This window comes from Pseudomonas sp. MF6751 (assembly GCF_016613265.1).
In the GTDB taxonomy this organism is placed as follows: domain Bacteria; phylum Pseudomonadota; class Gammaproteobacteria; order Pseudomonadales; family Pseudomonadaceae; genus Aquipseudomonas; species Aquipseudomonas fluorescens_BV.
In genome coordinates, this window is sequence record NZ_JAENSV010000006.1 from 170,648 (window position 1) to 188,331 (window position 17,684).

General features: G+C 60.8%; 18 protein-coding genes and 1 riboswitch. Of the genes, 9 read left to right on the forward strand and 9 right to left on the reverse strand.

Translation table 11 applies throughout. The features are described from left to right. Window positions 1-52: 52 nt before the first annotated feature. Entirely contained in the window at window positions 53-457 is a 405-nt protein-coding gene (locus JJD66_RS07990; RefSeq protein WP_034128915.1) for an acyl-CoA thioesterase, read from the reverse strand. 198 nt (window positions 458-655) lie between these two features. After that, window positions 656-762: riboswitch (S-adenosyl-L-homocysteine riboswitch) on the forward strand. Window positions 763-783: 21 nt separating this feature from the next. Here JJD66_RS07990 and ahcY point away from each other — a divergent pair. From ahcY to JJD66_RS08015, 5 genes are all read left to right on the forward strand, one after another. Continuing rightward, the gene (gene ahcY, locus JJD66_RS07995) at window positions 784-2,193 is read left to right on the forward strand and encodes an adenosylhomocysteinase (protein WP_034128916.1); all 1,410 of its coding nucleotides are present in this window, start codon (window positions 784-786) and stop codon (window positions 2,191-2,193) included. 178 nt (window positions 2,194-2,371) lie between these two features. Further along, the gene (gene metF, locus JJD66_RS08000; RefSeq protein WP_034129073.1) at window positions 2,372-3,217 is read left to right on the forward strand and encodes a methylenetetrahydrofolate reductase [NAD(P)H]; all 846 of its coding nucleotides are present in this window, start codon (window positions 2,372-2,374) and stop codon (window positions 3,215-3,217) included. Window positions 3,218-3,296: 79 nt separating this feature from the next. Then, the gene (locus tag JJD66_RS08005; RefSeq protein WP_200647924.1) at window positions 3,297-4,379 is read left to right on the forward strand and encodes a hypothetical protein; all 1,083 of its coding nucleotides are present in this window, start codon (window positions 3,297-3,299) and stop codon (window positions 4,377-4,379) included. A gap of 63 nt (window positions 4,380-4,442) precedes the next feature. After that, window positions 4,443-5,246, forward strand: coding sequence for a substrate-binding periplasmic protein (locus JJD66_RS08010; protein WP_200647925.1), 804 nt, complete (start codon window positions 4,443-4,445; stop codon window positions 5,244-5,246). 222 nt (window positions 5,247-5,468) lie between these two features. Beyond that, the gene (locus tag JJD66_RS08015; RefSeq protein ID WP_054897559.1) at window positions 5,469-7,352 is read left to right on the forward strand and encodes a DEAD/DEAH box helicase; all 1,884 of its coding nucleotides are present in this window, start codon (window positions 5,469-5,471) and stop codon (window positions 7,350-7,352) included. A gap of 74 nt (window positions 7,353-7,426) precedes the next feature. Here JJD66_RS08015 and JJD66_RS08020 read toward each other — a convergent pair whose 3' ends face one another. Next, entirely contained in the window at window positions 7,427-8,026 is a 600-nt protein-coding gene (locus JJD66_RS08020; RefSeq protein ID WP_105228825.1) for a YceI family protein, read from the reverse strand. A gap of 32 nt (window positions 8,027-8,058) precedes the next feature. After that, window positions 8,059-8,610: a cytochrome b gene (locus JJD66_RS08025; RefSeq protein WP_200647926.1), complete on the reverse strand. Its 552-nt coding sequence runs from the start codon at window positions 8,608-8,610 to the stop codon at window positions 8,059-8,061. A gap of 271 nt (window positions 8,611-8,881) precedes the next feature. Between JJD66_RS08025 and JJD66_RS08030 the strand changes: the two genes are divergently transcribed. Together JJD66_RS08030 and JJD66_RS08035 are read left to right on the forward strand one after the other, a co-directional pair. Then, window positions 8,882-10,288 carry an adenosylmethionine--8-amino-7-oxononanoate transaminase gene (locus JJD66_RS08030; protein WP_198714448.1) on the forward strand — a complete coding sequence of 469 codons (1,407 nt, stop codon included), beginning with the start codon at window positions 8,882-8,884 and terminating at the stop codon, window positions 10,286-10,288. A gap of 57 nt (window positions 10,289-10,345) precedes the next feature. Then, window positions 10,346-11,065 carry a 16S rRNA (uracil(1498)-N(3))-methyltransferase gene (locus JJD66_RS08035; RefSeq protein WP_198714449.1) on the forward strand — a complete coding sequence of 240 codons (720 nt, stop codon included), beginning with the start codon at window positions 10,346-10,348 and terminating at the stop codon, window positions 11,063-11,065. 74 nt (window positions 11,066-11,139) lie between these two features. On the opposite strand, the gene JJD66_RS08040 is transcribed toward JJD66_RS08035, so the two are convergent. The 3 genes from JJD66_RS08040 to JJD66_RS08050 are packed head-to-tail and all read right to left on the reverse strand — an operon-like array spanning window position 11,140 to window position 13,670. After that, window positions 11,140-12,042 carry a transporter substrate-binding domain-containing protein gene (locus tag JJD66_RS08040; protein ID WP_200647927.1) on the reverse strand — a complete coding sequence of 301 codons (903 nt, stop codon included), beginning with the start codon at window positions 12,040-12,042 and terminating at the stop codon, window positions 11,140-11,142. 25 nt (window positions 12,043-12,067) lie between these two features. Then, the gene (locus JJD66_RS08045) at window positions 12,068-12,418 is read right to left on the reverse strand and encodes a RidA family protein (RefSeq protein WP_200647928.1); all 351 of its coding nucleotides are present in this window, start codon (window positions 12,416-12,418) and stop codon (window positions 12,068-12,070) included. A gap of 10 nt (window positions 12,419-12,428) precedes the next feature. After that, window positions 12,429-13,670, reverse strand: coding sequence for a D-amino acid dehydrogenase (locus tag JJD66_RS08050; protein WP_200647929.1), 1,242 nt, complete (start codon window positions 13,668-13,670; stop codon window positions 12,429-12,431). Between the two features lie 109 nt (window positions 13,671-13,779). Here JJD66_RS08050 and JJD66_RS08055 point away from each other — a divergent pair, with 109 nt between their 5' ends. Then, on the forward strand, window positions 13,780-14,682 hold the full coding sequence (locus JJD66_RS08055; protein ID WP_200647930.1) for a LysR family transcriptional regulator: 903 nt from the start codon (window positions 13,780-13,782) through the stop codon (window positions 14,680-14,682). A 24-nt stretch (window positions 14,683-14,706) separates the two neighbouring features. Here the strand turns inward: JJD66_RS08055 and trhA are convergent, their stop codons facing one another. Further along, window positions 14,707-15,324, reverse strand: coding sequence for a PAQR family membrane homeostasis protein TrhA (gene trhA / locus JJD66_RS08060; protein WP_003195019.1), 618 nt, complete (start codon window positions 15,322-15,324; stop codon window positions 14,707-14,709). A 145-nt stretch (window positions 15,325-15,469) separates the two neighbouring features. Here trhA and JJD66_RS08065 point away from each other — a divergent pair, with 145 nt between their 5' ends. Next, window positions 15,470-16,384: a LysR family transcriptional regulator gene (locus JJD66_RS08065; RefSeq protein WP_200647931.1), complete on the forward strand. Its 915-nt coding sequence runs from the start codon at window positions 15,470-15,472 to the stop codon at window positions 16,382-16,384. 83 nt (window positions 16,385-16,467) lie between these two features. On the opposite strand, the gene madM is transcribed toward JJD66_RS08065, so the two are convergent. Further along, complete coding sequence (madM, locus tag JJD66_RS08070) at window positions 16,468-17,232, reverse strand: malonate transporter subunit MadM (RefSeq protein WP_200647932.1); 765 nt, start codon at window positions 17,230-17,232, stop codon at window positions 16,468-16,470. 5 nt (window positions 17,233-17,237) lie between these two features. Next, complete coding sequence (madL, locus tag JJD66_RS08075; protein ID WP_057976496.1) at window positions 17,238-17,630, reverse strand: malonate transporter subunit MadL; 393 nt, start codon at window positions 17,628-17,630, stop codon at window positions 17,238-17,240. Window positions 17,631-17,684 lie beyond the last annotated feature (54 nt).

Genomic DNA, 17,684 nt, shown 5'->3' on the forward strand with positions numbered 1-17,684 from the left:
GTTCAGGTACGACCTATGGTTGATGAAGAGCGTTCACTGGTCCTGCGCGGGATTACTCGCTGAGGCCGTCTTCCTGGAACTGATCCTTGACGTACTTGATCTCTGTACGGCCGTGAGGCGCGGGCAAACCGTCTTCGCCGAGGTTGACGAAGACCATTTTTTCTACCGTCAGGATGCTTTTGCGCGTGATCTTGTTACGCACTTCACAGGTCAGGGTAATAGAGGTACGACCAAACTCGGTGGCCGTGATCCCCAGCTCGATGATGTCGCCCTGGCGCGAGGCGCTGACAAAGTTGATTTCCGAGATGTACTTGGTGACCACGCGCTGGTTGCCGAGTTGGACAATGGCGTAGATGGCCGCTTCTTCGTCGATCCAGCGCAACAGGCTGCCGCCGAACAGTGTGCCGTTGGGGTTGAGGTCTTCGGGTTTTACCCATTTGCGGGTGTGGAAGTTCATGGTCACTCCAAAGCGTCTTGCCAAATGATAGGCAACATCATGGCAGAGCAAGGGCCCAAGCTCTATGAGCCATTAGCTATCAAGCCCATGAGCGATCTTCATGCCGCCGACAGAAAGGCTTGGGAAGTGCCGCTTACACGGCTATAATCGCCTCCGCTTCAAAACGGTCATCTTCGATTGATACCGTTCTCCCGCCACCTGTCCGAGGGGCGCTGCAGCAGGTTCAACCTGTCAGGCTCGGATGGGGCGTTGTCCGGCCTGGTTGCCCTGGCCTGATACTAAACGCACAACGGCGCCCATTCGCACACTACGAATGGAGGCTCTCTATGAGCGCTGTAATGACGCCTGCAGATTTCAACGACTACAAAGTCGCCGACATGTCCCTTGCTGCCTGGGGCCGTCGCGAAACCTTTATCGCCGAATCCGAAATGCCAGCCCTGATGGGCCTGCGTCGCAAGTACGCCGCTGAGCAGCCGCTCAAGGGCGCCAAGATTCTCGGCTGCATCCACATGACCATCCAGACTGCTGTGCTGATCGAAACGCTGGTTGCCCTGGGTGCCGAAGTGCGTTGGTCGTCCTGCAACATCTTCTCGACTCAAGACCAGGCCGCTGCCGCTATCGCTGCTGCCGGTATCCCGGTATTCGCCTGGAAAGGCGAGACCGAAGAAGAGTACGAGTGGTGCCTGGAGCAAACCATCCTCAAAGATGGCGCGCCATGGGATGCCAACATGATCCTCGACGACGGCGGCGACCTCACCGAGCTGCTGCACAAGAAATACCCGCAGATCCTCGACCGCGTCCACGGCGTGACCGAAGAGACCACCACCGGCGTACACCGCCTGCTGGACATGCTGGCCAAGGGCGAGCTGAAAATCCCGGCCATCAACGTCAACGACTCGGTGACCAAGAGCAAGAACGACAACAAGTACGGCTGCCGTCACAGCCTGAACGATGCGATCAAGCGCGGCACCGACCACCTCCTGTCGGGCAAGCAAGCCCTGGTGATCGGCTACGGTGACGTGGGCAAGGGTTCGTCCCAGTCCCTGCGTCAGGAAGGCATGATCGTCAAGGTCTCCGAAGTCGACCCGATCTGCGCCATGCAAGCCTGCATGGACGGTTTCGAAGTGGTTTCGCCGTTCATCAACGGCCAGAACGACGGCACCGAAGCCAGCATCGACAAAGCCCTGCTGGGCAAGATCGACCTGATCGTCACCACAACCGGTAACGTGAATGTGTGCGATGCGAACATGCTCAAGGCCCTGAAGAAGCGCGCCGTTGTCTGCAACATCGGTCACTTCGACAACGAGATCGACACCGCTTTCATGCGCAAGAACTGGGCATGGGAAGAAGTGAAGCCGCAGGTACACAAGGTTCACCGTACCGGCGCTGGTGATTTCGACCCACAGAACGATGACTACCTGATCCTGCTGGCCGAAGGCCGCCTGGTGAACCTGGGCAACGCCACTGGTCACCCAAGCCGCATCATGGATGGCTCGTTCGCCAACCAGGTGCTGGCGCAGATCTTCCTGTTCGAACAAAAGTACGCCGACCTGTCGCCAGCCCAGAAAGCCGAGCGCCTGACCGTGGAAGTACTGCCCAAGAAACTCGACGAAGAAGTGGCCCTGGAAATGGTCCGCGGCTTCGGCGGCGTGGTGACTCAACTGACCAAGACCCAGGCCGACTACATCGGCGTGACGGTTGAAGGTCCGTTTAAGCCGCACGCTTACCGCTACTGATCGGCCTTGCTGGCGCCGGCTCTTCTGTGGGAGCCGGGCTTGCCCGCGATGCAGACGCCTCGGTGTTCCAGTAACACCGAGCTGATGCTATCGCAGGCAAGCCAGCTCCCACAGAAAGCCAGGCACCCGCATCGATTGCGTATGCCTTCCAGGCTTTCGAGTTTCCAAGGGTATGACCATGTCCCAAGACCGTCGCTACAGCTTCGAGTTCTTCCCGACCAAGACCGATGCTGGGCATGAAAAACTGATGGCAACTGCCAAGCAGTTGGCCAGCTTCAGCCCTGACTTCTTCTCCTGCACCTACGGCGCTGGCGGTTCGACCCGTGATCGCACGATCAACACCGTGTTGCAGCTTGAAAGTGAAGTCAAAGTTCCCGCCGCTCCGCATTTGTCCTGCGTGGGCGACAGCAAGGCCGACCTGCGTAGCCTGCTGACCCAATACAAAGCCGCCGGCATCAAGCGCATCGTTGCCCTGCGTGGCGACCTGCCATCGGGTATGGGCATGGCCAGCGGTGAGCTGCGCTACGCCAACGATCTGGTGAGCTTCATCCGCGAAGAAAGTGGCGATCACTTCCATGTCGAAGTAGCCGCTTACCCGGAGATGCACCCCCAGGCGCGCAATTTCGAAGACGATTTGCAGAACTTCGTGCGCAAGGCCAATGCCGGCGCCGACAGTGCGATCACCCAGTATTTCTTCAACGCCGACAGCTACTTCTACTTCGTCGAGCGTGTACGGGCGATGGGCGTGAACATCCCGATCGTGCCGGGCATCATGCCGATTACCAATTACAGCAAGCTGGCGCGCTTCTCCGACGCCTGCGGCGCCGAGATCCCGCGCTGGGTGCGCAAGCAACTGGAAGCCTATGGCGATGACGTCAAAAGCATCCAGGCGTTCGGCGAGCAGGTCATCACCGAGATGTGTGAGCAATTGTTGCAAGGTGGTGCACCAGGGTTGCATTTCTATACCCTGAACCAGGCTGAACCCAGCCTTGCCATCTGGAACAACCTCAAGCTGCCACGTTAACGCTTGACCGGTTGTACCAAGGCCCTCGTTCTGACGAGGGCCTTTGTCGTTTTACGTTACCCACGGAACCCCGCAGTCCATGAATACAGTGCCCTCGACGTCCCGCCCGCAACTGGTCTACCTGGTCTTCGGCGCCGACACCTACCATCAGGAAGCCGTATTCAGCATCGCCAGCGCACTGGCATTCCTGCAGGACACGCCGGACGCGAACATCGACATTCAGGTATTCAGCGACAACCCCGAACCCTATCGCTTGCTGCCGGTGCGCGTCCGCCCGCTGGACGAGGCCACCCGCAAACGCTGGAGCGAGCCCCACGGCTATCACTTTCGTACCAAACACGTGGTGCTGCGCCAGGTGCTGCAAGAATCCCCGGTGGCACTGCTGATCGACACCGACACTTTCTTCCATCATTCGCCCATGGCCCTGTTCGAACGCGTACAGCCCGGCACCCTGCTGTGCAACGCTTTCTACACCAAGTACGGCGACAATCACGAAAGCATCCTCTACACCGCCCTGCGCCAGCGCCTGCTGGACATGGGCGTGGCCGACGATGACATGATGACCCTCAACTCCGGCGTCATGGGCCTGACCCAACAGGATGCGCACATCCTCGACCGCTCCATCGAATTGATGGATGAACTGTTCCCCCACGCCCAGGGCGCCTACACCCTGGAAGAGTTCTGCCTGTCCATCGCCGCCTACCGTACCCTCAAGGTGCGCGAGTGCCCCGACCTGATCCACCATTACTGGAGCCGCAAACAGCTGTTCCGGGCCAAGGTCAAGGCGTGGATCGCCAAGCACGCCAGCGCACCCACCAGTGCACAAGCCCTGGCCGATACGCGGCAGGTCTCCTCGCACCTGCCGCGCCCGCCGCGTTTGCAGCGTTTGATGTACAAGCTGATCACCCTGCTGCTGCCCAAGCATCAGCAACAGTTCATCCGCGAGATTCTCTACGGCTGCTACGAACACGAAAACGAGTTCGACCAGGCGTGCGGCCCGGTCTGGTGGGACAAGGCCCGACAAAACCAGGAAGAACGCCAGAAGCGCCCGATTGATGCCCACCAGTTGGAACACTGGTTCGCCAACCCCGTGGTGCGTTTGATTCTGGGTGAGCGCCGGGCCGCGATCCACGAACACCTGCTGAACGCTCCCGCGAAGTAAGACCGCCCGCCAATGCGCGTGCCAGAGCTTCTCTTTCTTCGGGGAGCGTCGTAACCTCAGGGTATGCCCGTCCTCTTCAAGCTGTTGACCGCTGTGCTGTTTTCTTGCCTGAGCCTGACCGCTCATGGCGAGAAACTGCGCATTGTCACCGAACCCTGGGCGCCCTATGTCTACGAAGACAACGGCACCATGGCCGGCCTGGATTATGAAACCACAGTGATCGTGTTCCAGCGCCTGGGGGTGGACGTGCAATGGCAGTTCCTTCCTTGGAAGCGCTGCCTGGCGATGCTCGAGCAGGGCCACGCCGACGGCGCGCTGGATATCTTTCATAGCCAGGAGCGCGACGCGTTGCTGCTCTATCCCAGCGAGCCGTTGTCGGAAGTCGAATTTGTCTTGTTCTATGCCAACGAACGCCCTCACCCCGCCGCCACGCTCGACGACCTGCGTGGCCTGACCGTTGGCGTTTCGCCTGGCTACCTTTATGGCGACGCGTTCAGTAAGTCCAACGCCTTCCAGCGCGAACCCGCACCCAGCCATGAAGCCAACTTTGGCAAACTCATGCTGGGTCGCGTCGATATGGTGGTGACTGACCGGCGCGTGGGGCACCACGTGCTCAAGGCGCTGGGCCTGGAAGGTAAAGTCAGCCAGGCGTCGGTGGTGGTCAGCCGCCAGCAGCAATTTCTTGCGGTACGCCGTGGCGCAGGCATGGACCTGCTGGTGCAACGCTTTGCCGCCGAGCTCAAGCGCTTCAAGCAAGAGCCCGCCTATGCCACATTGAGCGCCAAATATGGGCGGATGCACGAGCAAACAGCCCCCATACCAGCCCCCGAACACGCCGTTGAGCAGCAGGAAAGCAGCGCGCAGTGATTGCTCTGTTATACTGCGGCCTTTCCGCCAGGCTTACGCCCGGCCGCTCGGGTCTTGAAAACGGCACCCAACCCAGCTACTGCGCAGCTTTGCAGCCCGCGCGAGCCGGTGGAGTGCCCGCCAGACGCAGCAGGACCGGACGGGGTTGCGCTCCCCTAAGCGCCATTCACGCCCGGCAAGATTATCCCTTTGGGCCAAGCCCTAACTAAAACAGGATTACTCATGTCCTTTGCTTCCCTCGGTCTCTCCGAGGCTTTAGTCCGCGCCATCGAGGCAGCGGGCTATACCGAGCCTACTCCGGTGCAACAGCGGGCCATTCCCGCCGTGTTGCAAGGTCGCGACCTGATGGTCGCGGCTCAGACAGGTACTGGTAAAACCGGCGGTTTCGCCCTCCCGATCCTGGAGCGGTTGTTTCCCAACGGTCACCCGGACAAATCCCAACGTCACGGCCCGCGCCAACCGCGTGTACTGGTCCTGACCCCAACCCGCGAACTCGCCGCTCAGGTGCACGACAGCTTCAAGCTGTATGCCCGCGACTTGAAGTTCGTCAGCGCCTGCATCTTCGGCGGCGTCGGCATGAACCCTCAGGTTCAGGCCATGTCCCGTGGCGTCGATGTACTGGTGGCCTGCCCGGGTCGTTTGCTCGACCTGTGCGGCCAAGGCAGCGTCGATTTGTCCCACGTGGAAATCCTCGTGCTGGACGAAGCCGACCGCATGCTCGACATGGGCTTTGTCCATGACGTGAAAAAGGTCCTCGCCCGCCTGCCGGCCAAACGTCAGAACCTGCTGTTCTCGGCAACGTTCTCCAACGACATCACCGCCCTGGCCGGCAAGCTGCTGCACAACCCCGAGCGCATCGAAGTCACGCCGCCCAACACCACGGTCGAGCGTATCGAGCAACGCGTGTTCCGCCTGGCCGCCAGCCACAAGCGCTCGCTGCTGGCGCACCTGATCACCCAGGGTGCCTGGGAACAGGTGCTGGTATTCACCCGCACCAAGCACGGCGCCAACCGCCTGGCCGAGTACCTGGACAAGCACGGCCTCACCGCCGTCGCCATTCACGGCAACAAGAGCCAGAACGCGCGCACCAAAGCCCTGGCCGACTTCAAGGCCGGCAGCGTGCGTATCCTGGTGGCCACCGATATCGCCGCACGCGGCCTGGATATCGACCAGTTGCCACACGTGGTCAACTTCGAGCTGCCAAACGTCGATGAAGACTATGTGCACCGTATCGGCCGTACGGGCCGTGCCGGTCGCTCGGGCGAGGCCATTTCGCTGGTCGCGCCGGACGAAGAAAAACTGCTGAAAAGCATCGAGCGCATGACCAAGCAGAAAATCGCCGATGGCGATCTGATGGGCTTCGATGCCAGCGCCGTGGAGGCCGAGAAGCCAGAAGCGCGCGAGCGTCCGGATGTGCGCAACCCTCGCAACCCACGTGGTCCGAAGGGCGATGGCCCGAACGGCGGCGGTGGTGGCGGTGGTCGTCGCGACAAAGGCAAGGACAAGGGCAAGGAAAAATCCGCGACCAGCAGCCGTGGCGAACGCCCGGCCCGTGAGCAGAAGCCCCGTGAAGGCACCCCGGCCCGCGAACAGCGCCAGCCGAGCCAGCCACCACGCGCCGCGGCCGACCGCGCCCCGGACGAGTTCCTTGACGACGATATCGATAACTTCGGTAACCGCGTCGACTACGTGCCCCAGGCCAAACCGGCCCAGGGCCGTGGCCGTCGTCCAGGGGCTCCGGCTCAGGGCGCAGGCGCTCCACGTAGCGGCCAGCCACAGGGCGGTCGCCAGAACGCCCCGCGCAACAGCAGCGGCGGTACCACCGGTACCCCACCTGCCAAGCGCAGCGGCCCGCGTAATGGCGCACCGCGTGACGGCCAGGCCCGTCGCGAAGATTCACGCAGCAACAACCGCCGCCCGGCCCGTGACGATCAGCCTCGCTCGTCCGAGCCTGCAGTACAAAACCCACGGGGTGGCCCGGCGCCGAAGATCATCCACAAGGAGTCGAAAGCGGATCGCTTCCCGACACCTGAGCAGTTGGATCAACTGCCAGGCCGTCCTCGTGGTGAGAAACCAGCGCTGCTGACTCGCAACCGCGAAGCATAAAAAAAACCCGTATCGCGAGATACGGGTTTTTTTTGCCTGTAGGAGCGAGCTAGCTCGCACCTACATACAAAGCATTACTTCGCTTTCACACCTTCAAAGGTGATGTACAGCTGAACAGCGTCGGACTGTGGGCCTACGTCCATGCCAGCCGGGAAGAATTCTTTGCGGCTGATCGAGGTGGTGCCTTCAAAGCCGGCACGGTAGCCGCCCCATGGATCCTTGCCTTCGCCCAGGAACGTGGCCTTGACCACGACAGGCTTGGTCACGCCGTGGAAGGTCAGGTCGCCAGTTACGTCCGCAGTCTGCTTGCCATCAGCGTTCTTGCCGGTTGGCTTGACGCTGGTGGAGACGAACTTGGCATCAGGGAATTTGCCCGAATCCAGGAAGTCTTTGCTGGTGACGTGCTTGTCGCGCTCGGCGTGGTTGGAGAACACGCTGGCGGTGCGAACATTCACTTCCACCTTGGCGTCTTCAGGCTTGGCAGCGTCAAAGCTGAACTTACCGTCCAGGTCCTTGAAGGTACCGGTGATGAAACTGTAGCCCAGGTGACTGATCTTGAAATCGACGAAGGCGTGCTGGCCTTCCTTGTCGATCACGTAGTCAGCGGCCATCGCCGAACCTGCGGACAGCAGGGCAGAACCGATTGCCAGCGCAGCGAGTGTTTTTTTCAACATGCTTTCTATTCCTTGTGAGTCGAGGTTGAACATCAGGCTTTGCGTCCCAGCATTCGCGTAAGGGTCGCATCACGATCGATAAAATGGTGTTTCAGTGCTGCCACACCGTGCAAGCCGGCGAAAACCACCAGCACCCAGGCCAGGTACAGATGCACCCAACCGGCGGTATCTGCCTGGTCCGGTAGACCGGAAACCACGGCAGGAATTTCAAACAGGCCAAACACCGGGATACCGACACCGTCTGCGGTGGAAATCAGGTAACCGGCAATCATCACGGCAAAAAGCCCGAGATAAAGAAAAGCGTGCCCAAATGCAGCACCCAGGCGCGTCATGCGGCTATAGGTGGCCAGCGGTGGTGGCGGCGGGCTGACCAGGCGCCAGACGATCCGCACCAGCATGATGGCGAACAGCGTGATGCCAATGCTCTTGTGCAAGTCGGGCGCATCTTTGCGCCAGGCGCTGTAGTAATCGAGACCGACCATCCACAAGCCCAGGGCAAATAAACCGAACACCACCAGGGCTACGCCCCAGTGCAGAACCATGCTGACCCAACCATAGCGGGCCGGCGAATTACGTAGCTGCATGTACTTAATCCCGTAAGAACTGTGCCCAAGACTAGCGCTTTACCTATCGAATTAAAGCGGAAAATTTTGCTTTGAAATATCGAGAAATACGATAAAGAGGCTAGGCATCATAAATTAACGAGGGATTAAGACTATCCCTGGGAAACGTGACAGACCGTCCTGCATTTACCGCGAATTTCCCCACAATGGCTTGTGACCCAAGCCACCATTGCATAGGCTTGCGCGATTGTTTCGCCTGCGTCCGCCGCAGGACCGCTTCGAGGAGATACCGATGGGCTTGAACAACCAGTGGATGCAACGCGACCTCGCGGTGCTGTGGCATCCCTGCACCCAGATGAAAGACCACCAGCAATTGCCCCTGGTGCCCATCAAGCGCGGTGAAGGCGTATGGCTGGAAGACTTCGAAGGCAAGCGCTACCTTGATGCCGTCAGTTCATGGTGGGTCAACGTATTCGGCCACGCCAACCCACGTATCAACCAGCGCATCAAGGATCAGGTCGATCAGCTGGAGCACGTGATCCTCGCCGGTTTCAGCCATCAACCGGTGATCGAGCTGTCCGAGCGCCTGGTCGCGATGACACCCGAAGGGCTGACCCGCTGCTTCTATGCCGATAACGGTTCGTCCTGCATCGAAGTGGCGCTGAAGATGAGCTTCCACTACTGGCTCAACCGCGGCCAGCCGAACAAAAAGCGCTTCGTCACCCTCACCAACAGCTACCACGGCGAAACCATCGCCGCGATGTCGGTGGGCGACGTGCCGCTGTTTACCGAGACCTACAAGGCGTTGCTGCTCGACACTATCAAGGTGCCGAGCCCGGACTGCTACCTGCGCCCCGAAGGCATGAGCTGGGAAGAACACTCGCGCAACATGTTCATGGCGATGGAACAGGCCCTGGCCGAGCATCACGACACCGTCGCTGCCGTGATCGTCGAGCCGCTGATCCAGGGTGCCGGTGGTATGCGCATGTACCACCCCGTGTACCTCAAGCTGCTGCGCGAAGCCTGCGACCGCTATGGCGTGCACTTGATCCACGACGAGATCGCCGTGGGCTTTGGCCGCACCGGCAGCATGTTCGCCTGTGAACAGGCCGGCATCCGCCCGGACTTCCTGTGCCTGTCCAAGGCGCTCACCGGCGGTTACCTGCCGCTGGCCGCCGTGGTCACCACCGAAGAGGTCTACAGCGCCTTCTACGACGACTACCCGACCCTGCGTGCCTTCCTGCACTCCCACAGCTACACCGGCAACCCGCTGGCCTGTGCGGCGGCGTTGGCGACGCTGGATATCTTTGAAGAAGACAACGTCATCGAAAACAACAAGGCCCTGGCCCAGCGCATGGCGACGGCCACCGCGCACTTGGTCGACCATCCTCACGTGTCGGAAGTGCGCCAGACCGGCATGGTGCTGGCGATCGAGATGGTGCAGGACAAAGCCACCAAGGCCGCCTACCCATGGCAGGAACGCCGTGGCCTGAAGGTCTTCGAGCACGCGCTGGAGCGTGGGGCGCTGTTGCGGCCACTGGGCAGCGTGGTGTATTTCCTGCCGCCCTATGTGATTACACCCGAGCAGATCGACTTCCTGGCTGAGGTCGCCAGCGAGGGGATCGATATCGCCACCAACAGCAAGGTCAGTGTGGCGGTGCCCAAAGATTTTCACCCAGGCTTCCGAGACCCAGGCTGACCGCTCCATCGCCACAAAAAACAGCCCTATCGATGTTGAATTTTCCAGAGAACAGACATGAGACTGTCCCGCTTTTTCACCGACACCCCGCTGAGTCTCGGTGACCACGAACTGCCCGAAGCCCAGGCGCATTACATCAGCCGTGTGTTGCGCATGAGTGAAGGCGATGCCGTGCAATTGTTCGACGGCTCCGGCCAGGAGTTTGGTGGCACCTTGCTGGAAGTCGGTAAAAAACGCGTCACCGTGCAACTCACGGATAGCTTTACCGGCCAGGCCGAATCGCCCCTGCATATTCACCTCGGCCAGGGCCTGTCCCGGGGCGAGCGCATGGATTGGGCGATCCAGAAGGCCACTGAACTGGGCGTCAACGCCATCACACCGATCTTCAGCGACCGCTGCGAAGTGCGCCTCAAGGACGAACGCGCCGACAAGCGCTTGCTGCACTGGCGCCAGGTGGCAATCAGTGCGTGTGAGCAATGTGGGCGTTCGACGGTGCCGGTGATTCACCCCCCGCTCTTGCTGGCAGACTGGCTCAAGCAAACCGAGGCGGATTTGAAGCTGGTGCTGCACCCGGTGGCAGAACCGATGATCAGCCACGCCAAGCCATCAACCCTGGCGTTCTTGATCGGCCCCGAGGGTGGGCTCACCGATAATGAAGTCGAGACCGCCCAGGGCGCCGGCTACCACGCCGCTCGCCTCGGCCCGCGGGTGTTGCGTACCGAGACCGCGCCCGTCGTCGCACTATCCGTCGCCCAACAACTCTGGGGCGACTTCTAACCTCAACCTGTAAACCCAATCAACTGTGGGAGCTGGCTTGCCTGCACCCACAGTTTTATCGGGTTACCCCAGGCTTACTCCACTGGGTCACTCACCGGCTTGGCGATGATCGCTTTCAACTCGCTGGTCATCGGGAACTCCAGGTTCAAGCCCTTGGGCGGAATCGGCTGCTCGAACCAGCGCTGGTAAATCCCGTTGATCTCTCCCGAGCGGTACAGATCGCCCAGGGTTTCGTTGACCACAGCCAGAAACTGCGGGTCATCCTTGCGCACCATGCAGCTGTAGATCTCCCGCGACTGCTCCTCGCCGACGACCACCCAGTGATGCGGGTCCTTGGCCTTGGCGCGCTCGCCGTAGAGCAACGCGTCGTCCATATAAAACGCTACCGCCCGGCCAGTCTCGAGCATCTTGAACGCTTCGCCATGGTCCTTGGCGCTGATCACGAACATATTGGCTTTGTGTTCAGCGTTATAACTTTTGAGAAAGCGCTCATTGGTGGTGCCGGCAGTGGTCACCACATTCTTGCCCGCAAGGTCGGCAAAGCCTTTGATCCCGCTGTCCTTGGCCGTGAGCAACTGGCCCTTTACGTAGATAAACCCGTAGGAGAATGCCACCTGCTTCTGGCGCTCAGCCGTCACGCCGGTGGAGCCGCACTCCAGGTCGACAGTGCCGTTCTGCACCAGCGGGATGCGGGTTTGGGACGTCACCAGGTTGTACTTCACCTTGAGGTCGCCCAATGCGGTTTTCTGCTGAATACGCTCGACAATCTTGTTCGCCAGGTCCACCGAGTAGCCCATCGGTTTACCACTGTTATCCCCCACGTAGGAAAACGGCACCGACGCATCACGGTAGCCCAGGGTGATGGACTTGGCGCTGGCGATTTTGCTCAAAGTGCCCTCCAGCGGCGCTTCGGTTGCATGGGCCTGTGCGTTCAACAAAAGCCCCAGCGCGCAGCCGGTCAACAGGATTGTTTTCATTGTTATTCTCCGTGGGTATTTGAGGTTATTTACGGACTGCGATCACGCTGATTTCCACCAGCACACTCGGCCGCGCCAGCTCTGCCTGCGAGGTAGTGCGCGTGGGCGCCATGCCTGGCGAGAGCCATGCGGACCAGACTTCATTCATCGGCGTAAAACCGGCAGCGATGTCCTTCAGGTAAATCGTCGCGTTGAGTAAGTGGTCCTTATCGCTGCCCGCCTCGGCCAACAGCGTGTCGATTCTGGCAAGCACTTCCCGGGTCTGGGTAGCCACATCCAGGCCGTCGCCCGGCACCTGGCCCGACAGGAACACCAGTTCCTTGAACGTCACGGCACCGCTGAGTCGTTCGTTGCTGTTGATTCGGGTAATGGTCACGGCTGCATCCTCAAGCGGCGCGGGGCGTCAGGCCCTGCATATCAATGGAAGGGGTGCGCTGGTCGATCAATTCGGCCAGCAGTTGGCCGCTGCCGCAGGCCAGGGTAAAGCCAAGCGCGCCGTGGCCCAGGTTCAGCCACAGGTTGCGATAGGGACTGGCACCAATCAGCGGCACGCCCGTTGGCGTGGCCGGGCGCATGCCAGCCCATTCGAGCGCGTGCGCGTAGTCAGCTGCATGGGGAAATGTCTCTACTGCCTGGCGCTTTATCAACGCCAGGCGCGAAGGTTCGAGGCCGGCATCGAATCCCACAATATCCACCATGGCCGCGACCCGCAGTTGCTCGCCAAGGCGCGCGTAGACGATCTTGCGGTCGTAGTCGGTGATGCTCACATTCGGCGCCTTGTGTTGCGGGCCAATCGGCACGCTCAGGCTGTAGCCCTTGAGCGGATATAAGGGCAGTGACAGCCCCGGCAGCGCCAACTCAGCGCTGCGATAACCGGCCGCCAGGACCAACTGTTCGACCGGCATCACCTCGTCACCCAGTTCGATGGCCTGCACCGCACCGCCAGCATGGCGCAGCCCGGTGACCTTGCGCCCGAGCAAGAACCTGCAACGCCCCGACGCCTCAAGCCGGGCTGCCAATTGCCGGCAAAAAGCGTGGCAATCCCCCACTTCCTCGTTCGGCGTGTAGATGCCGCCGACAAAGCCACCGGCCGCCAGTGCGGGCTCCAGGCGAGCGCACTCAACAGACGACAACACCTGTTGCTGCAGGAAATTTGTGACCTTGGCGCGGGCATGTTCAAAGGTGCTGGCGCTGCGAAACATCACCAGCTTGCCGTTGCGTCTCCAGTCGAAGTCGCCCAGGCGATCATCCTCGCGCCACTGCTGTAACGTGCTCTGACTCAGGGTAGCCAGGCGCAGAAGATGGGCACCGTTACGCTTATTGACCGAACCCCGGCAAGCGCCGATAAAGGCCGCCATCCAACGCCATTGCTGTGGGTCGAGGCGGGGTCGCAACTTCAAGGGCGAGTCGCCCCGCAGCAACCACCCGATTGCCTGCAAGGGCACCCCCGCGTCAGCCAGTGGCGCAACATAGCGATAGGACAGTTGCCCACCGTTGGCAAAACTGGTTTCGCTGCCCAGGGAGTCACGGGCGTCTATCACCGTGACCTCGTGGCCGGCCCGCACCAGTGCGTAAGCACTGGCCAGGCCGATGACCCCACCACCGATGATGCAAACCTGCCTCGCCATCCCAGCCCCCGGACCGTTGATTAACTGAAGGCCAAGCGTAGGCGCAGGTGACAGACCACCGACAATGAATAAAGATGGGTCACCTATAAACAAAGGTTATGGACCTGCCATGCGCTTGCGTCATATCGAAATCTTCCAGGCCATTCGCCAGACTGGCTCGATCAGTGCCGCCGCGCAGTTGCTGCACGTCTCGCAACCGGCGGTGACCAAAGTGTTGCAGCACGCCGAAATGCAGCTGGGCTTTGCGCTGTTTCTGCGCGTACGCGGCAAATTGCAACCCACCCCGGAAGCCCTGGCGCTGGAACGCGAAGTCGAGAAAGTCACCGAAAGCTTGCAAGGTGTAAGGCGCCTGGCCAAGAGCTTGCGCCGCGCCCCAGGGCAAAGCGTGCGCATTGGTGCGATACCCGCGTTGGCCTTGTCTCTGCTGCCTCCGGCGGTTCTGGAATGGAAGCGCGAATACCCCGACATGGCTTGCGAGCTGTCCAGCGACCATAGCCGTGAGCTGGTCCAGAAGCTGTTAATGCGCGAAATCGACCTGGCGCTGACCCTCAACTTTTCCGGCCATCCCGGGTTGACCACACAGGTGCTGGCCAATGGCGTACTGGTTGCATTGGCGTCGGAGGGCTATTGGTCGGCGGCTGAAATCAACCGGCCATTATCGCTGAGCGAACTGGCGGGCGCGCCATTGATCGGGCTTTCCAGTGCTGATCCGCTGGCGACCAAGCTGGACAGCTACCTGGAGAGCGTCGATCCACCGCCACGGGTGACCCTCTCGGTGCAAACCTATTCCCTGGCGCGTGCGATGGTCGAATCCGGCGCCGGTCTGACCGTGATCGACCCTTTCACAGCCCTGGGCGCCTCAACGGCCACCACTCAGATCCGCACGCTCACCCCACCGCTACCCATCACCCTCTACGCCCTGACCCGCGCCGACGAGCCACCGCCGCATATGCTGGCCAAGCTGCTGCAGATTTTCGGCAGTCGCGCCTGTGAGTTATTGGCACGTCTCTAAGACCACCAAAGCCCCCTCCCACAATCAGAGCACGTAATGCATGATCGCCACAAAATGCAGCAGGCTGCCGCCAATCACAAACAAATGCCAGATGCCGTGGGAATGGCGCAAGCGATCCTCCAGGGCAAAAAAGATAATGCCTACGGTGTACAGCACCCCACCGGACGCCAACCAGATAAACCCTGCCGTGCCCAATGCCGCCATCAGCGGCTTGACCGCTACCAGCACGATCCAGCCCATTACCGCGTAGATCACGATGGACAAAATCCGCGCCTCCGAACGCGGCTTGATCTCCTGCAGGATGCCGATCACCGCCAGCCCCCACACAATCCCGAACAACGTCCAGCCCCACGGCCCGCGCAGGGTCACCAGGCAGAATGGCGTATAACTGCCGGCTATCAACAGGTAAATGGAAAAGTGATCGACCTTCTGCATGATCGCTTTTCGCCGCCCCCGCACGCTGTGGTAAACCGTCGACGCGCTGTACAGCACCATCAGGGTAAAACCATAAATCGCCACGCTGACGATCTTCCAGGGGCTGCCGTCAAGGCTCGCCACTACCAACATCCACACGGCGCCAATACAGGCCGCGACTGCACCGAGCAAATGGCTCCAGGCGTTGAATCGTTCCCCGTGGTACATCTGCCATTGACCTCCCGTAACCCTCAAGAACAGGCGGACAAGCGTCCAGCCTTGCGCATCAGAGTGCAAGCGGCACGTGACGTTCCGGCGACGACAGCCGCGTTTACGGGCACAATCGAGTGCAATCGAACAAGAGCCCAAGGCCATGCTGATCGACGAAGAATTCACCCTCAAGAAGCTGGAGATCTTCCTGGCGTTCATGCGCACCGGCAACCTGGCCCGCGCCGCCGCCGAGTTGCAAACCAGCAATGTCAGCGTGCACCGCGCCATTCACTCCCTGGAAAGTGCCCTGCGCTGCCCGCTGTTCAAACACGAAGGGCGCAACCTCACCCCGCTGGAAAGCGCCTACGTGCTCGAAGAGCGTGCGCAGAAACTGGTGACTGATGTGGTGGACAGCGTGCGCCTTACCCGCGAAGCCGCCGGGTTCTCGGCCGAACGTTTCAAGCTCGGCTCGCTGTATTCGCTGACGGTCAAGACCGTGCCGCAATTGATCATGGGCCTGAAAATCCGGCGCAGCGAACTGAATATCGACCTGATCCTGGGCTCCAACTTCGACCTGCTCTATAAGCTCAAGAACATGGAAGTGGACGCGATCCTCATCTCCCTCGACGAACACGCCCACGACCCCGACTGTGAGCAGATCGCGCTGTTCAGCGATGACATCTTCCTCGCCACCCCGGCCGATTCGCCCCTGGACCGCGATCAGGAAATCGACCTGGCCGACGTGCGCGATGCCACCTTCATCACCCTGACCCAGGGCTTCGCCACGCATCAGGACGGCAACCGGGTGTTCCATCAGGCCGGGTTCGAGCCGAAGGTGGCGATGCAGGTGAACGATATCTTCACCTTGCTGAGCATGGTCAGTTCAGGGGTGGGTTATGCGCTGCTGCCAGGACGTATCGCAGCGGTGTATGAGAACCGCGTGAAGCTGATACCGCTGCAGCCCAGGTATCGCTTGCAACAGCAGATCGGTGTGGTGTTCCTGAAAGCCAAGGAGCGCGATCCGAACTTGCTGGCGTTGTTGGCGGAGTGTCGGATGTATGCCAATCGCCAGGCTTGAGGCCGCCATCGCAGGCAAGCCAGCTCCCACAGGGGACCGAGATCGCCTGTAGAGCTGGCTTGCCTGCGATGAGGCCCGACCCGTCAGCCCACCAACCCACGCATCAGCAAAAACAACAACGACGGCCCCAGCAAACACCCCAGCGCCGTATAGAACGCCGCGGTCAAACACCCATAAGGCACCAGCTTCGGATCAGTCGCCGACAGGCCGCCCGCCACGCCGCTGGAGGTGCCCATCAAGCCACCGAAGATCACCGCGCTGCGTGGGTTGTTCAGCCCGATCAGCGGCGCCACGAACGGCGTCATCACCATCACCAGAATGGCCTTGATCAACCCTGCGGCAATCGACAGCGCCATCACCTCGGAGCTGGCCCCAATCGCCGCGCCGGTCACCGGGCCGACGATATAGGTCACGGCCCCGGCGCCGATGGTGGTGAGGCTCACCGCATCGGTGTACCCGAACGCCATCGCCACCCCTACCCCGGCAACGAACGACGAGCCCACGCCGACAAACAGCGCCAGCACACCCACGAAGCCGGCGCGTTTGAGCTCATCGACACTCACGCCAAACGCCGTGGCGACAATGGCAAAGTCGCGCAGCATCGCACCGCCCAGCAGACCGATGCCCGACAACAGTGGAATATCCACCACGCCCTTGGAACCACCCGTAAACGCACCGCCCACATACGACAGCGCCAACCCCAGCAAAATGGCAATGGCCGAACCATGCAGGCGGCCCTTGGTGAAGGTATCGGAGATCCAATAAGACACCCACATGGTCAGGCCGATCACGGCGAAACCACTGATCAAGCCGTAGCCGGTGATCACTTTCATCATCGATTCGTACATGGCGATCACCCTGCTTCTTTAGTGGGAGCAACCGCAACCGGCTCGCGGTTACCGATACGCACCAGCACGGGCACCAGGGCAAAGCCAAGCACCACGGCGAGGGTCCCGGCCAGAATCGCCATAGGCCCACCGCTGATCGCGCCATACACGTTTTGCTGGGCAGCCATCGCCACCACAATCGGGATATAGATCGCGGCCCAGAAACTCACGCCTTGCTCTGATTTGCCGGTAAACAGGCCGCGTTTGCTCAGGTAGCTGCCCAGGCCGATCAACAGCAGCATGGCAATACCCACGCCGCCGACGTTGGCCGGAATACCCAACAGCTTGCCCAGCAGTTCACCCACAAACAGCCCTGCCAACGTGCAGAACGCCAAAAAAGCCACACCGTAGATAATCATGGTTGTTGTCCTCAAAGTGCTCGTTCGAAATTGTTGTTTTTGTGCTTCGAAAGC